Genomic DNA, 21196 nt, shown 5'->3' on the forward strand with positions numbered 1-21196 from the left:
ATTATAAATATTATAATATCTCCTTAACAATGCAAGGATAAAGTAAATGAATCTATTTTTTATAATACTTTTAAAAGTATTTCCAATATATATAAATGTAATATTAGGTTTCTTATCTTCAAAATATTTAAAAGTACAAAGAGAATCAGTTGCAACTTTACTTATATATATTTTAGGACCAATTGTAGTTTTCTCTGCAACACTTAGTGTTAAGATTGATTTTGCAGTTGCTTTTTTACCAATTTTTTTATTTATATTTTGTTCAATCATTGCTTTTTCAGCCCTAGCTATATTTAAAAATCATTGGAATGATCCAACAGGAAATATATTAGCTTTTAGTGCAGGTACGGGAAATACTGGATATTTTGGTATTCCTTTAGCTATTATCTTTTTCCCACCTTGGCTTGCTGATATTTATATTTTTACTGTTTTAGCTTCACTTTTATATGAAAGTACAACAGGATTTTATGTAACAGCAAAGGGAAATTTCACAGTAAAAGAAGCTTTAAAAAAGATGTCAAGACTTCCTATTTTATATGCATTTATTTTAGGAATTGCCCTAAATTTAGCAGGCTTTGAAATACCTGAAGTTATTAGTTCATATACTGCACAATTTAAAGGTGCATATGGAATTTTAGGAATGATGATGCTTGGTATGGGACTTATGGGTCTTAAAAACTCTGAAGGAAACTTTGATATTAAATTTATTAGTATTACATACTTCTTAAAGTTTATCTTCTGGCCATTGGCAATTTTAGGAGTAATTTATTTAGATAGAACTATTTTTATGCTTTTAAATGAAGATTTATATAAAGTGTTATTTTTATTTGCAATTGTTCCATTAGCGGGAAATACAGTTACTTTAGCAGTTTTACTAAATGCAAAACCAGAAAAAGCTAGTTTAGCTGTATTTTTAAGTACGGTTGTATCAGTTATTACTATACCACTATTTATCTATTTATATGGTGGGTTTTAGAAAGATAAATTAGATATTTATCTTTCTAATAATTTCTGAAGTAGGTTTAGCAAAATAGTAACCTTGAGCATAATCTACTCCAATCTCTTTTACTGTTTCAAGTTCATAAGGATTTTCTATCCCTTCTGCTAAGAGCTTAATATCATTTTCTCTACAAATTGTATGAAGTGCTTTATAAATAGATTTTTTCATAGTATCTTTATTTATATTACTTATTATATTTCTATCTACTTTGATAATATCAGGCTTTATATCAATAATCATATTTAGTGAAGAGTATCCTTCTCCTACATCATCAAGTGCTATTAAAAAGCCTTTAGAACGATAATAATTTAATATAGTTTTTAAGTGTTCTTTATCTTTTACATTTTGAGTTTCAACAACTTCAAAAACTATATTTTTAGGATCAAACTCCAATTGCTTAGCCCACTTTACAGTTGAGTTTAAACAAAACTCTGGATCATATATTGAAGTTGGCAAAAAATTAATAAATACTTTAGCATTAATTTTTTTAACAGCAGTTGTTTTAAGAGCAGTTTCTCTACACAGCTTATCAAGTCTAAAATTCATATCATTCCTAGCTGATTTCATAAAGAGTTCATCAGGATACATTAATTCACCATTTGCTTTAACTCCACGAATTAATGATTCATAAGCAAAAATTTCATTTGTTTTAATATCAATTATAGGCTGAAAATGTGCAGTTAAACTGCTATTTTCTATAATGTCAAAGAAGTTTTTATCACTGATAAAGTTTAAATATCTACTTAAAGGTTTAGTTTGTAAAATATTAGTTAAACTTAATTTATTGTTTTCATTCTCAATAAAAATTTTAATTTCATCCTTTTCTAAATCATTATAACTATAACTTAAACAATCAATATTTTCTTGAAAAAACTCTCTAGGATTTTTAAAATCAAAACTAATTATATTTCCATTGTTTTCAAAAGATATACCTAATTTATTTAAAATTTTTGATGATTTTAATATTAATTCATTAACTTGAGAAATAAAATGGATTTTACTTTTCTGTTCACTTATATAAAATATATCCTTGCATTTACAATTCATCATGTTTAATCCTTAATAATTGTTATAACTAACTCCCCAACTACAAATCCAAACTTTTTCATTTTTGAGTGATTTATGATAACTCCATCATCTTGTAGATGTAGCCAATCTCTTACACTTAAATCAATAGTTCCATCTTTGTATGGTGTTCTCATGATATAATCTAACATTACAGTATTACCATTTGCTATCATTGGACTTTCTCCAATTATATCATCAGCAGTTGCTATAAATGTTTTTTCTCCATTTGGCTTTAAAGTCCAAACTCTTTTCATTTCTTCACCATCATCATATATAAAATACTCATCAAGTGTGCCAATTCCATTTTTATCCCAAGACCCAACCATAGTACCTTTAAATGTTCTAATAATCTCTCCACTTCTATTTTTTACTAATCCATAGGCTCTTAGTTTTCCATTAAAGTACTCTTGTGGAATAAACTCTGGTTTTGTGTTATTGAAATCTTCTATTTTCATGTTACTACATCCTGTAAATATAAATATTAAACTGATTATCAAAAGTAAGTTTTTCATGCTGTTAAGCCTCTATTTAGATGAATATTTTGATCCCTTGTAAATACAAATTGATGAAGTCCTATGTTCCTTGTTAAAAATGCTGCTTCACAGTAGTTTAGATACATTCTCCACATTTTTATAAAATAATCATCAAAACCTAAGTTCTTTACTTTATCAAGTTTATCTTCAAAATTTTTATGCCAAACATTTAATGTTTTTGCATAATCTTCAGTAAACTCTTCTAAATGATGAAGATTAAATCTTGTATGTTTAGATGTAATTTCTAAAACTTTTGAAACTGAAGGCAGATGACCTCCTGGGAAAATATATTTTTGAATAAAGTCAGTTCCTTTTGCATAATCTTTATATCTTTGATCTGGCATTGTAATTACTTGAAGAACTAGTACACCATTTGGTTTTAGTAACTCTTGACATTTTTTAAAGAAGATATGAAAATACTCTTTTCCAACAGCTTCAAACATCTCAACTGCAATTATTGCATCAAATTTACCATCTAAATCTCTATAATCTTTTAATAAAATATCAATTTTATCTTCAACACTGTGATTTTTAAATCTATCTTCACAAAGCTTTTTTTGCTCAGCACTTAAAGTAACAGTTGTTACATCACATTTTTTTTCATTTGCTAAATGCAGTGCCATAGCTCCCCAACCTGAACCTATTTCAAGTACTTTTGAACCTTCTTTAACATTTAGTTTATTAGCTAATCTTTCTATTTTGTTTTTTTGTGCTTCATATAAAGTTTCATCTTTATGTGTATAAACTGCACTTGAATACATCATAGTTTCATCTAACATTAGTTTGTAAAAATCATTTGATAAGTCATAATGTGCAGAAATATTTTTTCTTGAATTTGTTTTTGAATTTTTTCTTAATGAGTGTTTTATTTTATTAAAAACTGGAAAAAGATTTATTAGTTTATTCTTTTCATTATCACTAGTTGTTCCTAAATATGATGCATTTAATAGTGCTAACTCTATTAGTTTTGTAAGATTTGATGTCTCAAAATCTCCATCTATATAACTCTCTGCAAAACCTATATCTCCATAAAGAGCAACTCTGTAAAAAAACTTGCTATTTATGATATGTAATTCTATTTGCTCATTTAAATCTTTTTGTCCATAAGTTTGAACTGTACCATCGCTGTAAGTTACCTTTAGCTTTCCTATTTGAATTTTTGAGAAAAACTTATGTCCATATTTATTCCATATATTTTTTATCATAATTAATACCTCCTAACTTTATCAATATCTCTTGGCGAGTAAATTTTTAACCCTTTTATAAAAAGCTTAATAGCTTGAAAATATGTTCTTGTAACTACTAAAAAATTTGTAGGTAGATATTTAAAAAATATTTTCAAACTATTTGATTGATTAAAGTCCATGCTTTGAAGTCTCATTTGCGCTGTTAATTTATAAATATCATCTTCATAAAGATCGATTTTTATATCAAAATTGTGTTGATTGTATTTAAGTTCAAATTCATAAATACCTTCAGTTTTAAAATATGGAGATACATACATGTCTTTTTTTACTCTTCCTTTATATTTATTATTATTTTCTTCTAATTTAATAGGATATATAACTCTTCCACCATTGTAATTGTGTACTTCAGCTAAAATATTAGTGATTTTATAATTATTAATTAATATTAAAACACTTATTGGGTTGAAAACAAAATTCAATACTCTAGGAAGTGTTACAAATCTTAATTCATCAGGTTCTTCTAATCCAAGCTTCTCAATTAATTCATAAGCATTTTTAGTAAAATCATCGGATTTTCCAAAGTGGTCTTTTGTATTAAATGAAAATAAGTTAAATCTATTTTGGGAAAAATATCTATTTTTTAAAGATGATAATTTATGAACATTTATATCTAAAAAATAGAATTTGTATTTAAACTTATTTGTTTTAGGATGAAACCTTTTATGAAAAATTTCTCCTTCATATAATTTATGGGAATTCATAGCTCACACCCTAATTTTTTAGCTAGTTCATTTGCGCTAAAAAGTCCATCTTCATGGAATCCATATCTCCAATAAGCCCCTGCAAAATAGCTATTGTTTTTACCACAGATTTCATCTTTTCTTTTTTGTGATTTTATTGCTAATCTTGTAAATTGTGGATGTTCATAAGTGATGTCTTCTATTTTTTTATTAATATTACTTGGTTCATTTAGTGTTACAAAATACTCTTTTTTTGTTTTAAGATTTTGTAGTGTGTTTATCCAATATGTTAAAGTTACAGCATTTTTGTTTTCACTTGAAGTTGTATAGTTCCATGCTGCATAAATTTTTTTATTTGGATATAAAATTGAAGTATCATTATGAAGTACTGCACGGTTTTCTTTATATTTAAAAGCACTTAATATTTCAACTTCTTGTAAAGTAGGGTTTTCTATCATTTTTAAAGCATCAGGTGCATGCATTGCAAATACTACTTTATCATAAGTTGATTCTTTCCCATCCTCATGAATAAGTATTACTTTATCTTCTAGTCTTCTAACTTTTATAACATCACTATTTAAATATATATTTCCTTTGATATGCTCTTTGATTTTATTTACATAATTAATACTTCCATTTGATACAGTAAGCCATTGGTGATGAGTATCTACTCCAAGTAAACCATGATTTTTAAAAAAAGTTAAAAAAGTTCTAGCTGGAAATTTATTCATCTCATCTGTTGGAGTTGACCAAATAGCCCCACCCATAGGCAGAATATATCTATCTTTAAAAGCTTGTCCAAAACCTTCAATATATTCACCTAGGTTTAAGTCTAAATCCTTTGAGTTGTTTACTAAATCTGCATTTGCTTTTTCATTGAAAGTTAAAATATCTTTTATCATTTTATAGTGAACAAGATTTAGTAAGTTTCTTTTTTGAAAAAACATACCACCTAAAGATTGACCATTGTATGCTATATTTTTATCTTTGTCCCAAAAACCAAAACTCATATCAGAGTTTTCTATTTTTACATCAAGTTGTTCAAATAGTTTTGTAAGTAAAGGATAAGTTGCATAATTAAATACTAAAAAACCTGTATCAACTCCAAATTTTTTATTATCCTCTTCTAAAATAGTTGTTCGTGCATGACCACCAAGTCTGTTCTGTCTTTCATATACATCAACTTGATGTTTTTGACTTAGAATATAAGCACTTCCTAAGCCACTAATTCCTGCACCTAATACTGCAATTTTCATTTATATTTTCCTTTTGGATGTAATTTTGTAAAAATAAGCTTTGATTTATCAATTTTGTTTTCTATTAGTTTTAAAATTTTGTTTAATTCTTTTTTGTCAATACTTGGTGTTCTACTCATAATCCAAGCGTTTGAGTAATCATCATTTACAACAAGTGCAGTTTTATAATTGTTTGTATATTCTATATTATATTGTGCTGTAAAAAAAAGAAAATATCTCATTTTTAATCTATTATTTTCAAGTGTTGCTGAACCATTGTATTCTATGAGTTTCCCATCAAAAGTAGAATCAAAACATCTATTATAAACATCATATTTATCATCTTCTAAAATGTACTCAACAGAAGATGCTACGCAAGATGTTTGAAAAGAGTTGTCAATTCTTGCTATTTCATACCAAAGACCTGAAAATTTTTTTATATCAATTAAAGAGGTATTTGCGTTTAGTGTTGATAAAGACATAATTATAAATATTAAAAATTTCACAAATAACCCCTTTTAATTGTAAATTTATAATAAAAATCAATTTTTTAGTAGGAATAATTTGTCTTTTTATATTTATGTATATTAACAATAGCAAAGATTTTTAATATTATGGGAATTATTGAGTATAAAATAATCAATTTTATATTTGTGTTAGAATCAGTTGAAATATTTTCTAAATTGTAATCAAGTCCCAAAAATGCAATTAAAACAGCAAGTGATAAGGCAAGTTTTGTAATCATGGCCCAAAAACCAAATAGAATACCTTTTATTCTTTTATGCTTTTGTGCAATTGATGATTGAATAGAAGTTGGTATAGCCATATCAGAACCCAAGCACATACCTGTAAATATACAAATCATTAAAAAATAAAGATAATCACCTTCATTTAAAAAAGGAACAAAACTAAAGGCAATAATACTAAATGAAATAGAGATAATCCAAGTATTTTCTAATCCAAATTTTTTTGATAATTTAATCCAAAATAAAAATGTAAATATAGAACTAAAAAAATATATTAGTAAAAATTCACCACTTTTTTCCTCTAAATTCAATACATATTTCACATAAAATAAAAATAGTGTTGCAGGTAGTGCATTTGCTAAGTTATTTAATAAAAAAGCATATAGAATTTTTTTATTATTAGGATGTTTATTAAAAAAAACTAAAAGATACTTAATAAACTTTTGCTCTTTTTTCTTTTGTTTTTTGGGTTCATCTATACCTTTAATAAATATAAATAAACTAATAGGAATAATTATTAATAGTAAATTTAGTAATAAATTCAAGGTATCTTCACTATTTTGTGAAACATTGAAAATATAAGGTAGAAGTAGAGCTATAATTACCCCTAATATTATGAAAAATTCCCTTGAAAAGGAGAGTTTAGTAAAGTGTTCTTTTTTTACTATTTCACTATTTAAAGTTAAATAAGGAATTAAAATAAAGCTGTATGATATATAAGTTAAAGTTGAAAAAATAAAAAGCCAATACAAAGATTTACTAAAAGGATTTATAAGAAAATAAATACCAATAATTAAAAATATATATGAAAATAAAATAATAGTTTTTTTTGTAAGATAATTATCTGTAAAGTTACCTATAATAGGATCTAAAAACATATCAATTATTCTTGAAAAAAATAGTATTATACCAACACTACTTAAAGTAAATCCTAAGTATTCCACATAAAAATTTGGTAGATAAATAAATAAAGGAAACCCTAAAAAAGCTAATGGAATTCCTAATATTCCATAGGAAAAAACTTTAGTTTTTAGGGCTTCGTTATTATTCACAATCTAAATCTTAATCTTTATTTTTTAAGCTTTCAGGTTTTAAAAATTTTTTAGTAATTAAAAGACTTAAACTATATGGTAAAAGGCTAATTAAACGTAAAACTTTTGATAAAATAAAAGGAAAATAAATCTCAAAAGTGTATGGCTTATTTAATTTATCATAAATCTTTTTTGCTGCTTCATTTGCTTCCATTAACTGAGGCATATCAAAATCATTTTTTGATGTTAATCTAGTTTTTACAAAACCGTGATTAATTATTTGAATATTAATATTATTCAATTTCAATTCAGGTTGAATTGATTGGGCAAAATTAACTAAGGCAGCTTTTGAAGAACCATAAGCTGCTCCATATGGTAGTCCAAAATAACTTGATAAACTTGCATTAAATATTACGTTTGATTTATTATTGTCTTTTTTATTTTCTAAAAAATATTTTAAAACTCTTACAGCACCTAAATAATTAATGTTTATCATGGATTCAAATTCGCTAAGATCTAGTTTTTTTAAATTTGTAACTTCATAGACTCCTGCATTATAAAGACAAATATCTAATTTCCCGAAAGTATCGAAAACTTTATTTACACAACTCGAAACTGACTTTTCACATGACACATCGATATTTTCTAAATTTAATCTATTTGGATATTTGCTTTTTAGTTCATTTAGTTTTGTATTTGAAATGGCATTTGTAGAGCTTGCAATAACTTTACAATTGGCGTCACATAAGTAAAGCTTAACAAGTTCAAAACCTATGCCACTGCTAGATCCTATTATCCAAACTATCTTATCCATGATAAACAACCTTAAATTAGTTAAGCTAGTTTTGTACTAACTTGAAGAAATTATATGATGTTAAAAAGTTTTTTTGTATTGATATATTGTTTTTTAATCAACTAATATATGATTTATTGGACCATTTCCTTTACCTAAATTAGGAGCACTTTTTATAGCTTTATAAATATAGTTTTTAGAAACTTCTATAGAATCTTCCAATGTAAAGTCTCTAGCTATTAATGATGCAATGGATGAGCTAAAACTACAACCAGTGCCGTGAGTGTTGGAGCTATTAGCTTTTAAAGATGTAAACTTTTTAATCTCTTTATTTTTATTTATAAGTACATCTATAGTTTTATCTTCGTATTTATTAAGATTTTTAAATAAAATATTTGTTCCATAGTTATTAACAGTTGAAATATCTTCTTCTTTTTCAACGTTAAAAAAGAGTTTCGCTTCATGACTATTTGGTGTAATTAGTGTAGCTATTGGAAATAATTTTTTTAAGCTTTCAATAGCTTCATCTTCAATCAGTTTTGCACCAGCTCTTGAAATAGCAACAGGATCTAAGATTATTGGAATATCTATATGTTTTAAAGATTCATATACTGCATTTATAAGTTCACAGTTACCTAACATTCCTATTTTTATGGCACTAATTTCAAAATCATCTAAAATTGATTTTATTTGAAGTTGGACAAATGAAGGTTCTAAAGCTACAACTCCTTGTACTCCTTGTGTATTTTGAGCAGTTATTGCAGTTATTGCAGTTGTTACAAATACTTTGTGAAATTGACTAGCTTTTATATCAGCTTGAATTCCAGCACCACCACCACTATCACTTCCTGCTATTATTAATATTGATTTCATTACTTCTCCAAAAGATTTATTTTAATTATAATAATAAGATGTTAAAATAATGTCAATTAATTTGTAAATAATTTAAGGTGAATAATGAATAGTATAGAAATAGAGGAGTGGCTAGAAAGACACAATATAAATAATTTTTTGATTGATGAAAAATTACAAGTTACTGTTCATGGTAATGTAAATTTGCATTCTAAACTTAATGAAAAAAAACTACCCATAAAATTTAAACTTGTTGATGGTTATTTTGATATTAGTGATAACCAGTTAGTATCTTTAGAAGGAAGTCCAGAGATTATAACTAGAGATTTCAATTGTTCTAAAAATAATTTAGAATCATTATTTGATGGACCTAAAGAAGTAGGGGATTTTGATTGTTCATATAATAAACTTAAAAATTTATCTTATGCTCCAAAAGATGTGAAAGGTTATTTTAATTGTTCAAATAATGATATAACATCATTAAAAGGAAGTCCTAGGACAATAAAGGGTTATTTTAATTGTTCACACAATAAAATTTCATCTTTAAAGGGTGGTCCAAAATATATTGAATTATATTTTGATTGTTCTTTTAACTTGCTTGATAAACTTACAGGTGGCCCAAATAGTGTAGGTCGTGATTATATTTGTAATGGAAATACTTTATTTGATTTAGATGGTGTTGCTGATGAAATTGGTTGGGATTTATTAACTGAAGTTAGAATGAATCATGTTGATAGTGTTTTTACAGAAGATACAGGTGTATATAAATATAAAGGTTCAGATGCAGTATCACATATTTATAAATCAATAGTAGCTTTAACTAATGTTGATGACATTAGTAGATGGCTTGTAAAACATGAAATAAAAGAGTTTTCTATTTTAAAAGATAATAGTGTTGATGTACATCAAGATGTTAGACTAAAAGATAAACTTGTAAATCTAGTAAAATTGCCTCTAAAGTTTAATGAAGTTGATGGGGATTTTGATATAAGTGATAATCAATTAACATCCCTTGAAGGATGTCCTAAAAAAGTCACAGGAAGTTTTTTAGCTTTTAAAAATGAGATTTCATCTTTAAAAGGTGCACCAAAAGAGGTTGGTGGAAGCTTTATTGTATTACAGAATAATATTGGAAGTTTAAAATTCTCTCCTTCTATGGTTAAAGAAGATTACATTTGCTCTCATAATCCTTTAAAAGAATTAGATGGATTAAATGTAGTATTGGGACATGTTTTTACAGGAGTTTATTTACCAAAAGTTAAAAATCAAAAGTATGTTTATAATGGCGTAGCTACTTATAAGTATCCAGGTGACTTTGTTATGAAGTACTTAGAAAAAAAATATGTAACTTTAACAGATGAAGAAGAGGCTTTTGAAAAAACGAGAAATAATATTGAAAAAGTAATTACCCAAATGCTTAATAATGGTAGTATAACAGTTGATAAAGTTACAGACTCTTTGTTAAACAATTTAAAAAAGTATAGATTAGATAATTTAAGGGAAAGAGTACTTTTAATCAAATATCCAACAAATATTAAAAAAGACAATAGTTTAACAGAAGATGAAATAAAAGATAATATTTTTGATGTAGATCTATAAAAAGTATTAAGCCTTACATAGTTTTTTTTAGATATAATCCTAGAAAATTGAGAAAAATAAATAAATTGGAGAAGAATAAAATATGGTTCAAACTGTTAATCTAAAAAAAGCTTTTGGTCCAAAAGTACTATTTCAAGATATTAATATCAAACTTGATACAGGTAAAAGATACGGACTTATTGGAGCAAATGGAGCTGGAAAAACTACATTTTTAAAAATCCTTTCAGGTGAAGAAGATGCAACTGAGGGTGAAGTTCAAGTACAAAGTGGGAAAAAAGTTGGTACTTTATCTCAAAATCAATTTGCATATGAAGAGTATACAATTTTTGATACAGTACTTAAAGGAAATCCAAGACTTTTTGATGCTATTAAAGAAAAAGAAAAATTATATATGTCAGAAGAATTCACTGATGAAATCAATGAAAGATTAGGTGAATTAGAAATTATTTGTTGTGAAGAAGATCCAACATATGAGTATGATATTAAAATTACTAAAATATTAGAAGATTTAGGATTTCCAGCAGATCAACACCAAGATTTAATGAGTACTATCACAGGTGGTGATAAATTCAAAGTTTTATTAGCACAAGTTTTATACCCAAAACCTGATGTACTGTTTTTAGATGAGCCTACGAATAACCTTGATATTGAAACTATTGGTTGGTTAGAAAATCAATTACAACATCACGAAGGTACAATGGTTGTTATCTCTCACGATAGACACTTCTTAAATGCAGTATGTACTCATATCTTAGATGTTGACTATAAACAAATTAGAGAGTTTACTGGTAACTATGATGATTGGTATATCGCTTCAACTGTAATAGCAAAACAACAAAATGCTGATAGAGATAAAAAACTTAAAGAAAAAGAAGAGTTAGAAAAATTCATCGCTAGATTTAGTGCAAATGCTTCAAAAGCAAAACAAGCAACTTCTAGACAAAAACAACTTGATAAATTAGATGTTGGAGCAATTCAATTATCTTCAAGAAGAGACCCTTCAATTATCTTTAGACAAAAAAGAGAAGTTGGTAAAGAACTATTATCAATCAAAGATATTTCAAAATCTTATGATGGAGAAACTGTATTAAAAGATATTTCATTTACAGTGGATAAAGATGATAAAATCGCTTTAATTGGACCAAATGGTATTGGTAAAACTACATTATGTGAAATCATAGTAGAAAATATCAAACCAGATAGTGGTGAAGTTCATTGGGGTGCAACTATTGAAAAATCTTATTTCCCTCAAAATGCAACTGATATTATTAAAGGTGATATGACTTTATACGATTGGTTAAGAAGTTTTGATAGAGATGCAGATATTTCTGAAATTAGAAACTGTTTAGGTAGAATGCTATTTAATGGTCAAGACCAAGAAAAAAAAGTGGAGAAATGTTCTGGGGGAGAAAAACACAGAATGATGCTTTCTAAGATTATGTTAGAGCAGGGTAACTTTTTAGTATTAGATGAGCCTACTAACCACTTAGACTTAGAAGCAATTATTGCACTTGGTGAGGGATTATTGGATTATCCAGGTAGTGTAATTTGTGTGTCTCACGATAGGGAATTATTAGATGCGTATGCAAATAGAATTATTGAAATTCAAGCTGATGGTTCTATTGTTGACTTTAAAGGTTCTTATGAAGAGTATTTAGAGACAAAAGTTTCTAAATAATCACTATAAAAAAAAGGGGGAAGTGATATCACTTCCCCCTTTTTTTATGTTTAGAAAATAGAAAAACTCTATTTCCCATGTCTTGAGTTCATTCTAATTTCTCTTCTTTTTATAGCGTCATTATATCTTCTCTTATCATCTTCTGTTAATAACTCTAATTTTGGAACTGGTGTTGGTTTACCTTCTTCATCAACAGAAATCATAGTAAAGTAACAAACATTTGTGTTCTTAATTGTGTGGTCTTTTATATCTTCTGAAATTACTTTAATACCAATCTCCATAGAAGTTCTACCAGTATAGTTAACTGATGCATGGAAAGTAACAAGAGAACCAATTTTAATTGGATTTTTAAATAAAACCATATCTACTGATAGTGTAACCGCATACATTCCTGTATATCTAGCTGCACAAGCGTAGGCTACATGGTCTAGCATTTTTAAAATTTCACCTCCATGTACATTTTGTCCTGAAAAGTTTGCTTTATCTGGAGTCATTAACATAGTCATTGTTAATGATTTTTCTCTTTTTACTTCTTCACTCATTATTCTTAACCTTATATTGTTGTTTCATAAAATTTGTTTAATTATAAACTAAAAACGTAGTATAAACATAGCAAATTTACTATTTAGTTTTAAAGATTTCAAAAATATATAAAAAAGTAACATAAATTACAATTATTTAAAAAAACTATGATTTTTTGGAAGATTATTCTGTGTATTTTAGTATCAATATATAAAAGTAAAAAAAATAAATACTTGATTAGATAAGATAAAAAATGTTACAATGAAGTTACAAAATATGATTTTAGAAATAAAAATAATTTTTTCATGTAGAATAACTCAAAACTTAAAGGTTTAAGATGAAAAAGATAGTATTAATTTTATTAGTATTTACATTATCTCTTTTTGCTAATAATTTAGTGTTGGGTGTAGTTCCTCAACAAAGTCCTCTTGTTTTATCAAAAAAATGGCTAGAAGTAGCTAATTATTTAAAACAACATACAGGTTTAAATGTGATTTTTAGTACAGAAAAGTCTATTCCTGAGTTTGAAAAAACATTATATGAAGGTTTTTATGATATCGCATATATGAATCCTTATCACTTTATTGTAGCTAATAAAAAACAAAACTATAATGCTTTTCTTAGGGCTGATAAAGACATAATTGGAATTTTAGTTTCGAAAAGAAAAGATATTAACTTTGAAGATAAAAATTTCTTAAAAGATAAAAGATTTTTATTCCCAGCTCCAAATGCTTTTGCTGCAACACTGTTAACTAAGTTTGAATTAAAAAAAATTTATAATTTTGATATAGATAAAGAAGCAAAAGTCTTATATGTAAATTCCCATGATTCAGTTTATAAAGGCATATCAAGAGATATAGGTTATCTAGGTGGGGGTATAGTTAGAACATTTAATAATTTTTCTGATATTAAAGATAAAAACAGTTTAAATATAGTTTATAAAACTAAGTCTTATCCAAGTCACCCTTTTGCGTATCATCCAAGAGTTTCAAAAGATGTTATAGAAAGATTTGAAATAGCTATTTTAAATATGCCAGAAGATTTAAAAAAGTTATTAAGTATTAAAAATTTTAAAAAAATTGATAGCTCTGAATATGATGTAATAAAAGATATTAATATAAAGTAAAAATATGTCATTTAAATATAGATTAATTTTATTCTACATTATAATTGAAGTTTTTTTTATAACTTTAATTGTAGGTGTTAATTTTTCAGCACTAAATTTTGCTTCAGAGAAATTAACAAAAGAAAAAATTACATCTAATATCTCTTTAATTGAAGATCTAATAAAAGTACCTTTAAGTATATATGATTTAGCTACCCTAGATAATATTGTTGAAAAAACAGTTAATAGAAATATAATTAATACACTGATTATCTATGATAATCAAAATATTATATTATCTAGTAAAAGTAAATATCCTGAATTTTTAGATAAAGGAATTGAATTTTTTAATAGTGAAAAGTTTAAATATAATAATGAACAATTAAAAACAAAATTTATTAGTGTAAAAGAAAATAATATGATTTTAGGATCATTTATAATTATATTTGATTTAAAAACTAGTAATGAGTTTATAGAAGAAAATAGAAATATGACACTATTATTGATATTATTTGAAATTTTGATATCTCTATTTGTTTCTTATTATACAGGTAACAAATTGACAAGAATGCTTGATATTCTAACTAACAAAGCAAAAGAAATAGGGGAAGGTGGAGACCCTGAAATACCTTATTTAAATAAAAATGACGAAATTGGTACTTTAGCTAAAGCTATGAATAAAATGAAATTAGATTTAGAAACAAGAAGAAATAATGTTTTAAACATACAAAAACAAAAAGATAATTTCTTTGCAAATATGAGTCATGAATTAAAAACTCCTTTAAATTCTATAAATATAATATCAAAACTTATGCTTACTTAACTTTCGCACGTTAAATTGATTAAAATTGTAGCTAAATCTCCCTAAAACATTACTCCTTTAGTTAATAATCTTATCCTTGTTGACATAAAAATAATTTAGTTGTTTTTCTATGATATTTTTCTATTTTGAACTCTCAATAAAGCCCTTAAATAGGCACTTTTAGCTATAATATCTATTATATTAAAGGGTAAGAATGCAGATAGAATCCAAGATCATCGGTATTATAAACGATAAGTTAAAAAATCCAATCTATGAAACATTACGTTTGTTAAATATGAAAACTATTTTAACCAAGAGCAATTTTTCTAAAAAAGAGGGAGTTGCTGTTCATATGGTTGTATTACATTTTGTATATATGCTGGTTATGAATAAAAAAATATCAACCTTTATGGATCAAAGTAATGATAGTTTCAAAAAAGATGTATATTATCGATTACTTTCCAATACTTCTTATAATTGGAGAAAACTATTATCTCTTAGTTCTTTAAAGATCTTATCACTACTTCATAAAGTGCAAGATTCAAAGCTAGTAAGAGTTCTTATACTTGATGATACTGTTGAAGATAAAGTTGGTAAAAATATAGAGGGAAGTTGTGACAACCTTTGGAGCAATAAAGCAAAGAGAAAAATCAGAGGTGTAAATGTTGTATCACTAAACTATAGTGATGGTTATTCAAATTTTATGTTGGACTTTGCAATTGCTATGAACAGTTATGCAAGGGTAAAGATAGAAGAGTTTACAAATATTATTGATCATCGAACCAATGCACATAAGCGAAGATTGGAAAGCTTAAAAGGGAAATCACAAATTGCTATAGAGATGATTAAAAGAGCAGTAGCTAGTGGTATATATGCAGATTATCTGCTTGTAGATAGCTGGTATTCTAAACCTGTATTTATAGAAACTATGAATGAACTTGGATTGCAAGTCATTTCAAGAATGGTAAACAATGACAGGATATGGAATTTTACAGGAGAGAAAAAGACCCTTGATGGCATCTATAACAAATTTAAAAAGCTTAAATCTATCAAGATGGGTCAATATGGCAAAAAGATAAAGTTTGAGTATTTTTCAACCATAGTTGAACATAAAAAAGCTGGTAAATTAAAAATTGTTTTTATAAAAACAAAAGAGAATTTAATACCAATCGTATCAACCAATCTTATACTTAGTGATGAAGAGATTATAGATATTTATAAAAGACGATGGGATATAGAACAAGGGTATAAAGAACTTCGTGAACACTTTGGATTCGGAAAAGAAGAGAATCGAATCTATGAAGCTTTGATAGCCAGAATTACACTATCTTTTTTTACATACAATGTTGTTAGCTATATAAATCGTATCAGCAATGAACCTAAAACAATTGGTGGATTGTTTAAAGATTTAGAATGTGAACTTCATACTCTAGCAATAGCTATGCAAGCATTTTTAGCTATTTTAGATGAGATTGCAAAAATTGAAGAAGTTGTCAATAGAAATGAGGATTTTACAGCTATCATTGATCTATTAAGAGATGTGACTGGAAAATTGCTTGGTTTTAGGTGCGAAAGTTAAGTTATGTAAAATAAATAATATTTTATACAGGAATATTAATGCCACAATTTATAAAAAAACAAACTGATAATTCAAAATATAATAGACTAAATCAAATATATGAGATATTAAAAAATAATACTCATGGTATTAATATAACTGAATTGGCTAATGAGTTTGATGTTAGTACTAAAACAATACAAAGAGATTTAAAAGAATTAGAAAAATTTGGAGCAATAAGAGAAGGTAGAACTTGGAAAATTGATCCAAAATTAAAAGAAGATAATCTATCTTCAAATGAAAAAATGATTTTAGGAATATTAGATGAAATGGCAAAAGGTGCTGGTAAAATCTTTTATTCAAAAGCTCATTCTTTATTATCACAAGTAACTCAACAACTAGATCATCCAATTTTTGCAAATATAAATAGTGAATATTTAGAAGAAAAAAATATGATTTTATTTAACGAAATAGAAAGAGTAATTAAACAAAAAATAGAAATTGAATTTGAATATGAAAATCACTCTTTTCATGTTAAACCTTTAAAACTAGCTTTTTTTGATGGCTTTTGGTATTTACTTGCATTGCACGTAAAAAAAGATAAAGAGATATTTAAAAAGTTTCACTTAAAAACAATCAAAAATATTCAAGTTTTAGATACAAAATTTGAAATACCTGATATTGTTGAAGAGAGATTAAAACATGCAAACTCTGTTTGGTTTAATCTAGATGAACAATTTGTAGTAAGACTATTTTTAGATAAAACTATTAGAAAATATTTTGAAAGAAAACCACTTAGAGGTCAAAGAATAATAGGTGAAGATAAAGATGGTTCAATTGAAATAGAAATTACAATTAGTAATGAAATGGAAATAATTCCACTAATTTATTGGTATATTCCATATATAAAAGTAATAGAACCTCAATGGCTAGCTGATGATGTCAAACAAAGAGTTCAAACTTATTTAGAAGAGATTAATTAAATGAATAAAATCCATAGAAACAGAGATAAATCTTTAGGTTTATTAGAACTTATTGCCATAGCACTTGGTGGAATGGTAGGTGGTGGGATTTTTACAATCTTAGGTGTTTCAGTTTCCATGATTGGAGTGTATACTCCTTTGGCTATTCTTTTTGGAGGAGTTATTGCAGGTTTTGCTTCTTATTCATATATAAAATTAGGGGTTTATTACAAAGATGAGGGGGCTTCATACTCTTTTATAAAAAGAACATATCCAAATTCTAAGTTTGAAGCCTCGCTTATTGGTTGGTGGGTTATCTTTGGATATATAAGTACCATAGCTTTATACTCTTATACTTTTTCTTCTTATGCAACAAGTACATTTGATACTAGTGAATTAGTTAGAAAATTAGTTGCAGGGCTTATCATTTTAGTTTTTGTTTTTATTAACGTATGGAGCGTTAAAGGAATGGGAAAATTAGAAGATTTGATGGTATATACTAAACTTTTAATTTTAATAGTTATCTCATTTGTTTTAATAAATAATTCTCAAACAACATTACCTGTACTGATTGAGAATAATAGTGAAGTTAGTTTAGGTGCTATTTTAATAGTTTCATCTATAACTTTTGTGGCATATGAAGGTTTCCAATTAGTTATAAATGCAGTAAATGAGATGGATAACCCATCAAAAAATATTCCCAAAGCAATATATAGTGCTATTGGCTTAGCAATACTTATTTATGTGATAATAGCACTTGGGGCAATATTAGCTATTTCATTTGAAGATATTATTGCAAATGAAGAGTATGCTTTAGCAGCAGGAGCTAATAAAGTTTTAGGTCATTGGGGAAATGATTTAGTGATATTTGGAGCCTTATTAGCAACTTCAAGTGCTATTAGTAGTACCGTATTTGGAGCTTCAAGACAAATGGCAATTATTGCAAATGATGGATTATTCCCAAGGTTTTTAAGAAAAAGAAATGAACACAATATTCCAGTGAATGCTATTTGGACTATGTCTATATTAGCTTTTATTTTAGTTTTAAGTGGTTCCTTAACTTTAATATTAGAGTTTGGAAGTATTACATTTTTGATAGTATCTTTAATAATGGCAATTGCTAATTTTAAAATAAAAGATGAAACAAAATCTTCAACTATTGTTTTGATTATTTCTATATTTGTATTAGCTCTTAGTACATTTTTCATAATCTATTATGAATATGTAAATGCCATAGAACAATTATACTTTATAGTATTTATTTACCTAATACTAACTATAGCTTCATATTATTATTCAAAAAAATCTAAATTGGAAGAAAACCTATAGATTGTATCTAAAAACTCAAACTCTAAATATTGTGCTTGAAGGAGAAGTCTTGAACTTTTTGTATAAAGAGTTCTTTCTTCTTTTGATATTTTTTTATTTAATATATCATTAGCTATATTTTCATCTATTCCATATATAGGATCCCCAATTATATTATGACCAATAGAATCAAGGTGTACTCTTATTTGATGTTGTCTTCCTGTTAGTGGAATAGCTTCAATTAGAGTTTGATTTTTTTCTTTATTATATTTTATAGGTGTGATTATAGTTCTTGATTCTTTACCTTTTTCATCAGTTGCCATTTTTATTTTTATTTGAGAATCTGAATTTGATATAGGTTTGTGTATATCAATCTTTTTTTCAATTTTACCTTTTACAACTGCTTTATAAATTTTTTTATACTCTTTATTTTCAAACATTTGTTTTAATACAGCTTCACTGAACTTATTTTTTGAAACTAATACAAGTCCTGAAGTCTCTTTATCTATTCTATGAACTAAACTAGCATTATTTCCATATAAGTATCTGATTTCATCAAGTAAAGTATATGAATAATCTTTTGTAGAACTTGGATGAACTAAAATACCACTTGGTTTATCAAAAATAGCAAAGAAAAAATTTTCAAAAATTGGCTTTAAATTATTCGTTTTAGCTTCAAAAATAGTTATATAACTTAACTTTCGCACGTTAAATTGATTAAAATTGTAGCTAAATCTCCCTAAAACATTACTCCTTTAGTTAATAATCTTATCCTTGTTGACATAAAAATAATTTAGTTGTTTTTCTATGATATTTTTCTATTTTGAACTCTCAATAAAGCCCTTAAATAGGCACTTTTAGCTATAATATCTATTATATTAAAGGGTAAGAATGCAGATAGAATCCAAGATCATCGGTATTATAAACGATAAGTTAAAAAATCCAATCTATGAAACATTACGTTTGTTAAATATGAAAACTATTTTAACCAAGAGCAATTTTTCTAAAAAAGAGGGAGTTGCTGTTCATATGGTTGTATTACATTTTGTATATATGCTGGTTATGAATAAAAAAATATCAACCTTTATGGATCAAAGTAATGATAGTTTCAAAAAAGATGTATATTATCGATTACTTTCCAATACTTCTTATAATTGGAGAAAACTATTATCTCTTAGTTCTTTAAAGATCTTATCACTACTTCATAAAGTGCAAGATTCAAAGCTAGTAAGAGTTCTTATACTTGATGATACTGTTGAAGATAAAGTTGGTAAAAATATAGAGGGAAGTTGTGACAACCTTTGGAGCAATAAAGCAAAGAGAAAAATCAGAGGTGTAAATGTTGTATCACTAAACTATAGTGATGGTTATTCAAATTTTATGTTGGACTTTGCAATTGCTATGAACAGTTATGCAAGGGTAAAGATAGAAGAGTTTACAAATATTATTGATCATCGAACCAATGCACATAAGCGAAGATTGGAAAGCTTAAAAGGGAAATCACAAATTGCTATAGAGATGATTAAAAGAGCAGTAGCTAGTGGTATATATGCAGATTATCTGCTTGTAGATAGCTGGTATTCTAAACCTGTATTTATAGAAACTATGAATGAACTTGGATTGCAAGTCATTTCAAGAATGGTAAACAATGACAGGATATGGAATTTTACAGGAGAGAAAAAGACCCTTGATGGCATCTATAACAAATTTAAAAAGCTTAAATCTATCAAGATGGGTCAATATGGCAAAAAGATAAAGTTTGAGTATTTTTCAACCATAGTTGAACATAAAAAAGCTGGTAAATTAAAAATTGTTTTTATAAAAACAAAAGAGAATTTAATACCAATCGTATCAACCAATCTTATACTTAGTGATGAAGAGATTATAGATATTTATAAAAGACGATGGGATATAGAACAAGGGTATAAAGAACTTCGTGAACACTTTGGATTCGGAAAAGAAGAGAATCGAATCTATGAAGCTTTGATAGCCAGAATTACACTATCTTTTTTTACATACAATGTTGTTAGCTATATAAATCGTATCAGCAATGAACCTAAAACAATTGGTGGATTGTTTAAAGATTTAGAATGTGAACTTCATACTCTAGCAATAGCTATGCAAGCATTTTTAGCTATTTTAGATGAGATTGCAAAAATTGAAGAAGTTGTCAATAGAAATGAGGATTTTACAGCTATCATTGATCTATTAAGAGATGTGACTGGAAAATTGCTTGGTTTTAGGTGCGAAAGTTAAGTTATATAAATAAACTTTGATTTTAGTTTAGCGTTTTGCTGGATTCTTCTTCCTGTTTCATCTGTGATTTTGCCTTTTTTTAAAAGTTCTAAAGTTAAAGTAGTATCATATAAAACATCATCTTTTAAAAAATCTTCTATTTTTTTGTTCTTTACAGTAATAAACTCTTTTTTTATGTATGGCAAAATATATCCTTCAATGTAATGAAAGTATACAAAAAG

Annotated in this window: 21 protein-coding genes; 9 read left to right on the forward strand and 12 right to left on the reverse strand. The window is 26.3% G+C overall.

Features of this window, described 5'->3' with window-relative positions:
• Positions 1–46: 46 nt before the first annotated feature.
• The gene (locus APAC_RS06015; protein WP_130233254.1) at positions 47–976 is read left to right on the forward strand and encodes an AEC family transporter; all 930 of its coding nucleotides are present in this window, start codon (positions 47–49) and stop codon (positions 974–976) included.
• 9 nt (positions 977–985) lie between these two features.
• Here the strand turns inward: APAC_RS06015 and APAC_RS06020 are convergent, their stop codons facing one another.
• The 9 genes from APAC_RS06020 to thiD form a co-directional block, all read right to left on the reverse strand.
• Positions 986–2047: an EAL domain-containing protein gene (locus tag APAC_RS06020; RefSeq protein ID WP_170170125.1), complete on the reverse strand. Its 1062-nt coding sequence runs from the start codon at positions 2045–2047 to the stop codon at positions 986–988.
• 5 nt (positions 2048–2052) lie between these two features.
• The gene (locus APAC_RS06025) at positions 2053–2580 is read right to left on the reverse strand and encodes a DUF3833 domain-containing protein (RefSeq protein ID WP_130233256.1); all 528 of its coding nucleotides are present in this window, start codon (positions 2578–2580) and stop codon (positions 2053–2055) included.
• On the reverse strand, positions 2577–3806 hold the full coding sequence (locus APAC_RS06030; protein WP_228255959.1) for an SAM-dependent methyltransferase: 1230 nt from the start codon (positions 3804–3806) through the stop codon (positions 2577–2579). The genes APAC_RS06025 and APAC_RS06030 overlap by 4 nt, the downstream gene beginning before the upstream one ends.
• A gap of 2 nt (positions 3807–3808) precedes the next feature.
• On the reverse strand, positions 3809–4549 hold the full coding sequence (locus APAC_RS06035; protein ID WP_130233257.1) for a DUF1365 domain-containing protein: 741 nt from the start codon (positions 4547–4549) through the stop codon (positions 3809–3811).
• Entirely contained in the window at positions 4546–5784 is a 1239-nt protein-coding gene (locus tag APAC_RS06040) for an NAD(P)/FAD-dependent oxidoreductase (RefSeq protein WP_130233258.1), read from the reverse strand. Before APAC_RS06040 ends, APAC_RS06035 begins: the two co-directional genes overlap by 4 nt.
• The gene (locus tag APAC_RS06045) at positions 5781–6269 is read right to left on the reverse strand and encodes a lipocalin family protein (RefSeq protein ID WP_170170126.1); all 489 of its coding nucleotides are present in this window, start codon (positions 6267–6269) and stop codon (positions 5781–5783) included. Before APAC_RS06045 ends, APAC_RS06040 begins: the two co-directional genes overlap by 4 nt.
• A gap of 44 nt (positions 6270–6313) precedes the next feature.
• The gene (locus tag APAC_RS06050; RefSeq protein ID WP_130233259.1) at positions 6314–7561 is read right to left on the reverse strand and encodes an MFS transporter; all 1248 of its coding nucleotides are present in this window, start codon (positions 7559–7561) and stop codon (positions 6314–6316) included.
• A gap of 10 nt (positions 7562–7571) precedes the next feature.
• On the reverse strand, positions 7572–8354 hold the full coding sequence (locus APAC_RS06055) for an SDR family NAD(P)-dependent oxidoreductase (RefSeq protein WP_130233260.1): 783 nt from the start codon (positions 8352–8354) through the stop codon (positions 7572–7574).
• Between the two features lie 93 nt (positions 8355–8447).
• Complete coding sequence (gene thiD, locus APAC_RS06060; RefSeq protein WP_130233261.1) at positions 8448–9206, reverse strand: bifunctional hydroxymethylpyrimidine kinase/phosphomethylpyrimidine kinase; 759 nt, start codon at positions 9204–9206, stop codon at positions 8448–8450.
• An 84-nt stretch (positions 9207–9290) separates the two neighbouring features.
• Here thiD and APAC_RS06065 point away from each other — a divergent pair, with 84 nt between their 5' ends.
• Together APAC_RS06065 and APAC_RS06070 are read left to right on the forward strand one after the other, a co-directional pair.
• Positions 9291–10784 (forward strand): hypothetical protein, encoded by a 1494-nt coding sequence (locus APAC_RS06065; protein WP_228255960.1) that lies wholly within the window; start codon positions 9291–9293, stop codon positions 10782–10784.
• Positions 10785–10866: 82 nt separating this feature from the next.
• On the forward strand, positions 10867–12462 hold the full coding sequence (locus tag APAC_RS06070) for an ABC-F family ATP-binding cassette domain-containing protein (protein ID WP_130233263.1): 1596 nt from the start codon (positions 10867–10869) through the stop codon (positions 12460–12462).
• Positions 12463–12530: 68 nt separating this feature from the next.
• Here the strand turns inward: APAC_RS06070 and APAC_RS06075 are convergent, their stop codons facing one another.
• A complete protein-coding gene (locus APAC_RS06075; RefSeq protein ID WP_130233264.1) occupies positions 12531–13004 on the reverse strand; it encodes an acyl-CoA thioesterase in 474 nt (157 codons plus the stop codon).
• Positions 13005–13321: 317 nt separating this feature from the next.
• On the opposite strand from APAC_RS06075, the gene APAC_RS06080 reads away from it, so the two are divergent.
• From APAC_RS06080 to APAC_RS06100, 5 genes are all read left to right on the forward strand, one after another.
• The gene (locus APAC_RS06080; protein WP_130233265.1) at positions 13322–14110 is read left to right on the forward strand and encodes a phosphate/phosphite/phosphonate ABC transporter substrate-binding protein; all 789 of its coding nucleotides are present in this window, start codon (positions 13322–13324) and stop codon (positions 14108–14110) included.
• Between the two features lie 4 nt (positions 14111–14114).
• Complete coding sequence (locus APAC_RS06085; protein WP_130233266.1) at positions 14115–14912, forward strand: histidine kinase dimerization/phospho-acceptor domain-containing protein; 798 nt, start codon at positions 14115–14117, stop codon at positions 14910–14912.
• Between the two features lie 193 nt (positions 14913–15105).
• Positions 15106–16470 carry an IS4 family transposase gene (locus APAC_RS06090; RefSeq protein ID WP_130232179.1) on the forward strand — a complete coding sequence of 455 codons (1365 nt, stop codon included), beginning with the start codon at positions 15106–15108 and terminating at the stop codon, positions 16468–16470.
• Between the two features lie 38 nt (positions 16471–16508).
• The gene (locus tag APAC_RS06095) at positions 16509–17432 is read left to right on the forward strand and encodes a helix-turn-helix transcriptional regulator (RefSeq protein WP_130233267.1); all 924 of its coding nucleotides are present in this window, start codon (positions 16509–16511) and stop codon (positions 17430–17432) included.
• On the forward strand, positions 17433–18740 hold the full coding sequence (locus APAC_RS06100) for an APC family permease (RefSeq protein WP_130233268.1): 1308 nt from the start codon (positions 17433–17435) through the stop codon (positions 18738–18740). It abuts the gene before it with no gap.
• On the opposite strand, the gene APAC_RS06105 is transcribed toward APAC_RS06100, so the two are convergent.
• Positions 18704–19426 carry an RluA family pseudouridine synthase gene (locus tag APAC_RS06105; protein ID WP_130233269.1) on the reverse strand — a complete coding sequence of 241 codons (723 nt, stop codon included), beginning with the start codon at positions 19424–19426 and terminating at the stop codon, positions 18704–18706. The genes APAC_RS06100 and APAC_RS06105 overlap by 37 nt on opposite strands.
• 184 nt (positions 19427–19610) lie before the next feature.
• Between APAC_RS06105 and APAC_RS06110 the strand changes: the two genes are divergently transcribed.
• The gene (locus APAC_RS06110) at positions 19611–20975 is read left to right on the forward strand and encodes an IS4 family transposase (protein ID WP_130232179.1); all 1365 of its coding nucleotides are present in this window, start codon (positions 19611–19613) and stop codon (positions 20973–20975) included.
• Here APAC_RS06110 and APAC_RS06115 read toward each other — a convergent pair.
• Positions 20972–21160: a hypothetical protein gene (locus APAC_RS06115; protein WP_130233270.1), complete on the reverse strand. Its 189-nt coding sequence runs from the start codon at positions 21158–21160 to the stop codon at positions 20972–20974. The genes APAC_RS06110 and APAC_RS06115 overlap by 4 nt on opposite strands.
• Positions 21161–21196: the final 36 nt, after the last annotated feature.

Origin of the sequence: Malaciobacter pacificus (genome assembly GCF_004214795.1) — a bacterium.
Classification (GTDB): Bacteria; Campylobacterota; Campylobacteria; order Campylobacterales; family Arcobacteraceae; genus Malaciobacter_A; species Malaciobacter_A pacificus.

Coding starts and splice junctions, on each gene's coding strand:
- APAC_RS06095 (WP_130233267.1), top strand. CDS start 16,509: ATGCCACAATTTATAAAAAAACAAACTGATAATTCAAAATATAATAGA.
- APAC_RS06025 (WP_130233256.1), bottom strand. CDS start 2,580: ATGAAAAACTTACTTTTGATAATCAGTTTAATATTTATATTTACAGGA.
- APAC_RS06040 (WP_130233258.1), bottom strand. CDS start 5,784: ATGAAAATTGCAGTATTAGGTGCAGGAATTAGTGGCTTAGGAAGTGCT.
- APAC_RS06035 (WP_130233257.1), bottom strand. CDS start 4,549: ATGAATTCCCATAAATTATATGAAGGAGAAATTTTTCATAAAAGGTTT.
- thiD (WP_130233261.1), bottom strand. CDS start 9,206: ATGAAATCAATATTAATAATAGCAGGAAGTGATAGTGGTGGTGGTGCT.
- APAC_RS06100 (WP_130233268.1), top strand. CDS start 17,433: ATGAATAAAATCCATAGAAACAGAGATAAATCTTTAGGTTTATTAGAA.
- APAC_RS06055 (WP_130233260.1), bottom strand. CDS start 8,354: ATGGATAAGATAGTTTGGATAATAGGATCTAGCAGTGGCATAGGTTTT.
- APAC_RS06085 (WP_130233266.1), top strand. CDS start 14,115: ATGTCATTTAAATATAGATTAATTTTATTCTACATTATAATTGAAGTT.
- APAC_RS06030 (WP_228255959.1), bottom strand. CDS start 3,806: ATGATAAAAAATATATGGAATAAATATGGACATAAGTTTTTCTCAAAA.
- APAC_RS06110 (WP_130232179.1), top strand. CDS start 19,611: ATGCAGATAGAATCCAAGATCATCGGTATTATAAACGATAAGTTAAAA.
- APAC_RS06090 (WP_130232179.1), top strand. CDS start 15,106: ATGCAGATAGAATCCAAGATCATCGGTATTATAAACGATAAGTTAAAA.
- APAC_RS06015 (WP_130233254.1), top strand. CDS start 47: ATGAATCTATTTTTTATAATACTTTTAAAAGTATTTCCAATATATATA.
- APAC_RS06075 (WP_130233264.1), bottom strand. CDS start 13,004: ATGAGTGAAGAAGTAAAAAGAGAAAAATCATTAACAATGACTATGTTA.
- APAC_RS06080 (WP_130233265.1), top strand. CDS start 13,322: ATGAAAAAGATAGTATTAATTTTATTAGTATTTACATTATCTCTTTTT.
- APAC_RS06065 (WP_228255960.1), top strand. CDS start 9,291: ATGAATAGTATAGAAATAGAGGAGTGGCTAGAAAGACACAATATAAAT.
- APAC_RS06020 (WP_170170125.1), bottom strand. CDS start 2,047: ATGAATTGTAAATGCAAGGATATATTTTATATAAGTGAACAGAAAAGT.
- APAC_RS06070 (WP_130233263.1), top strand. CDS start 10,867: ATGGTTCAAACTGTTAATCTAAAAAAAGCTTTTGGTCCAAAAGTACTA.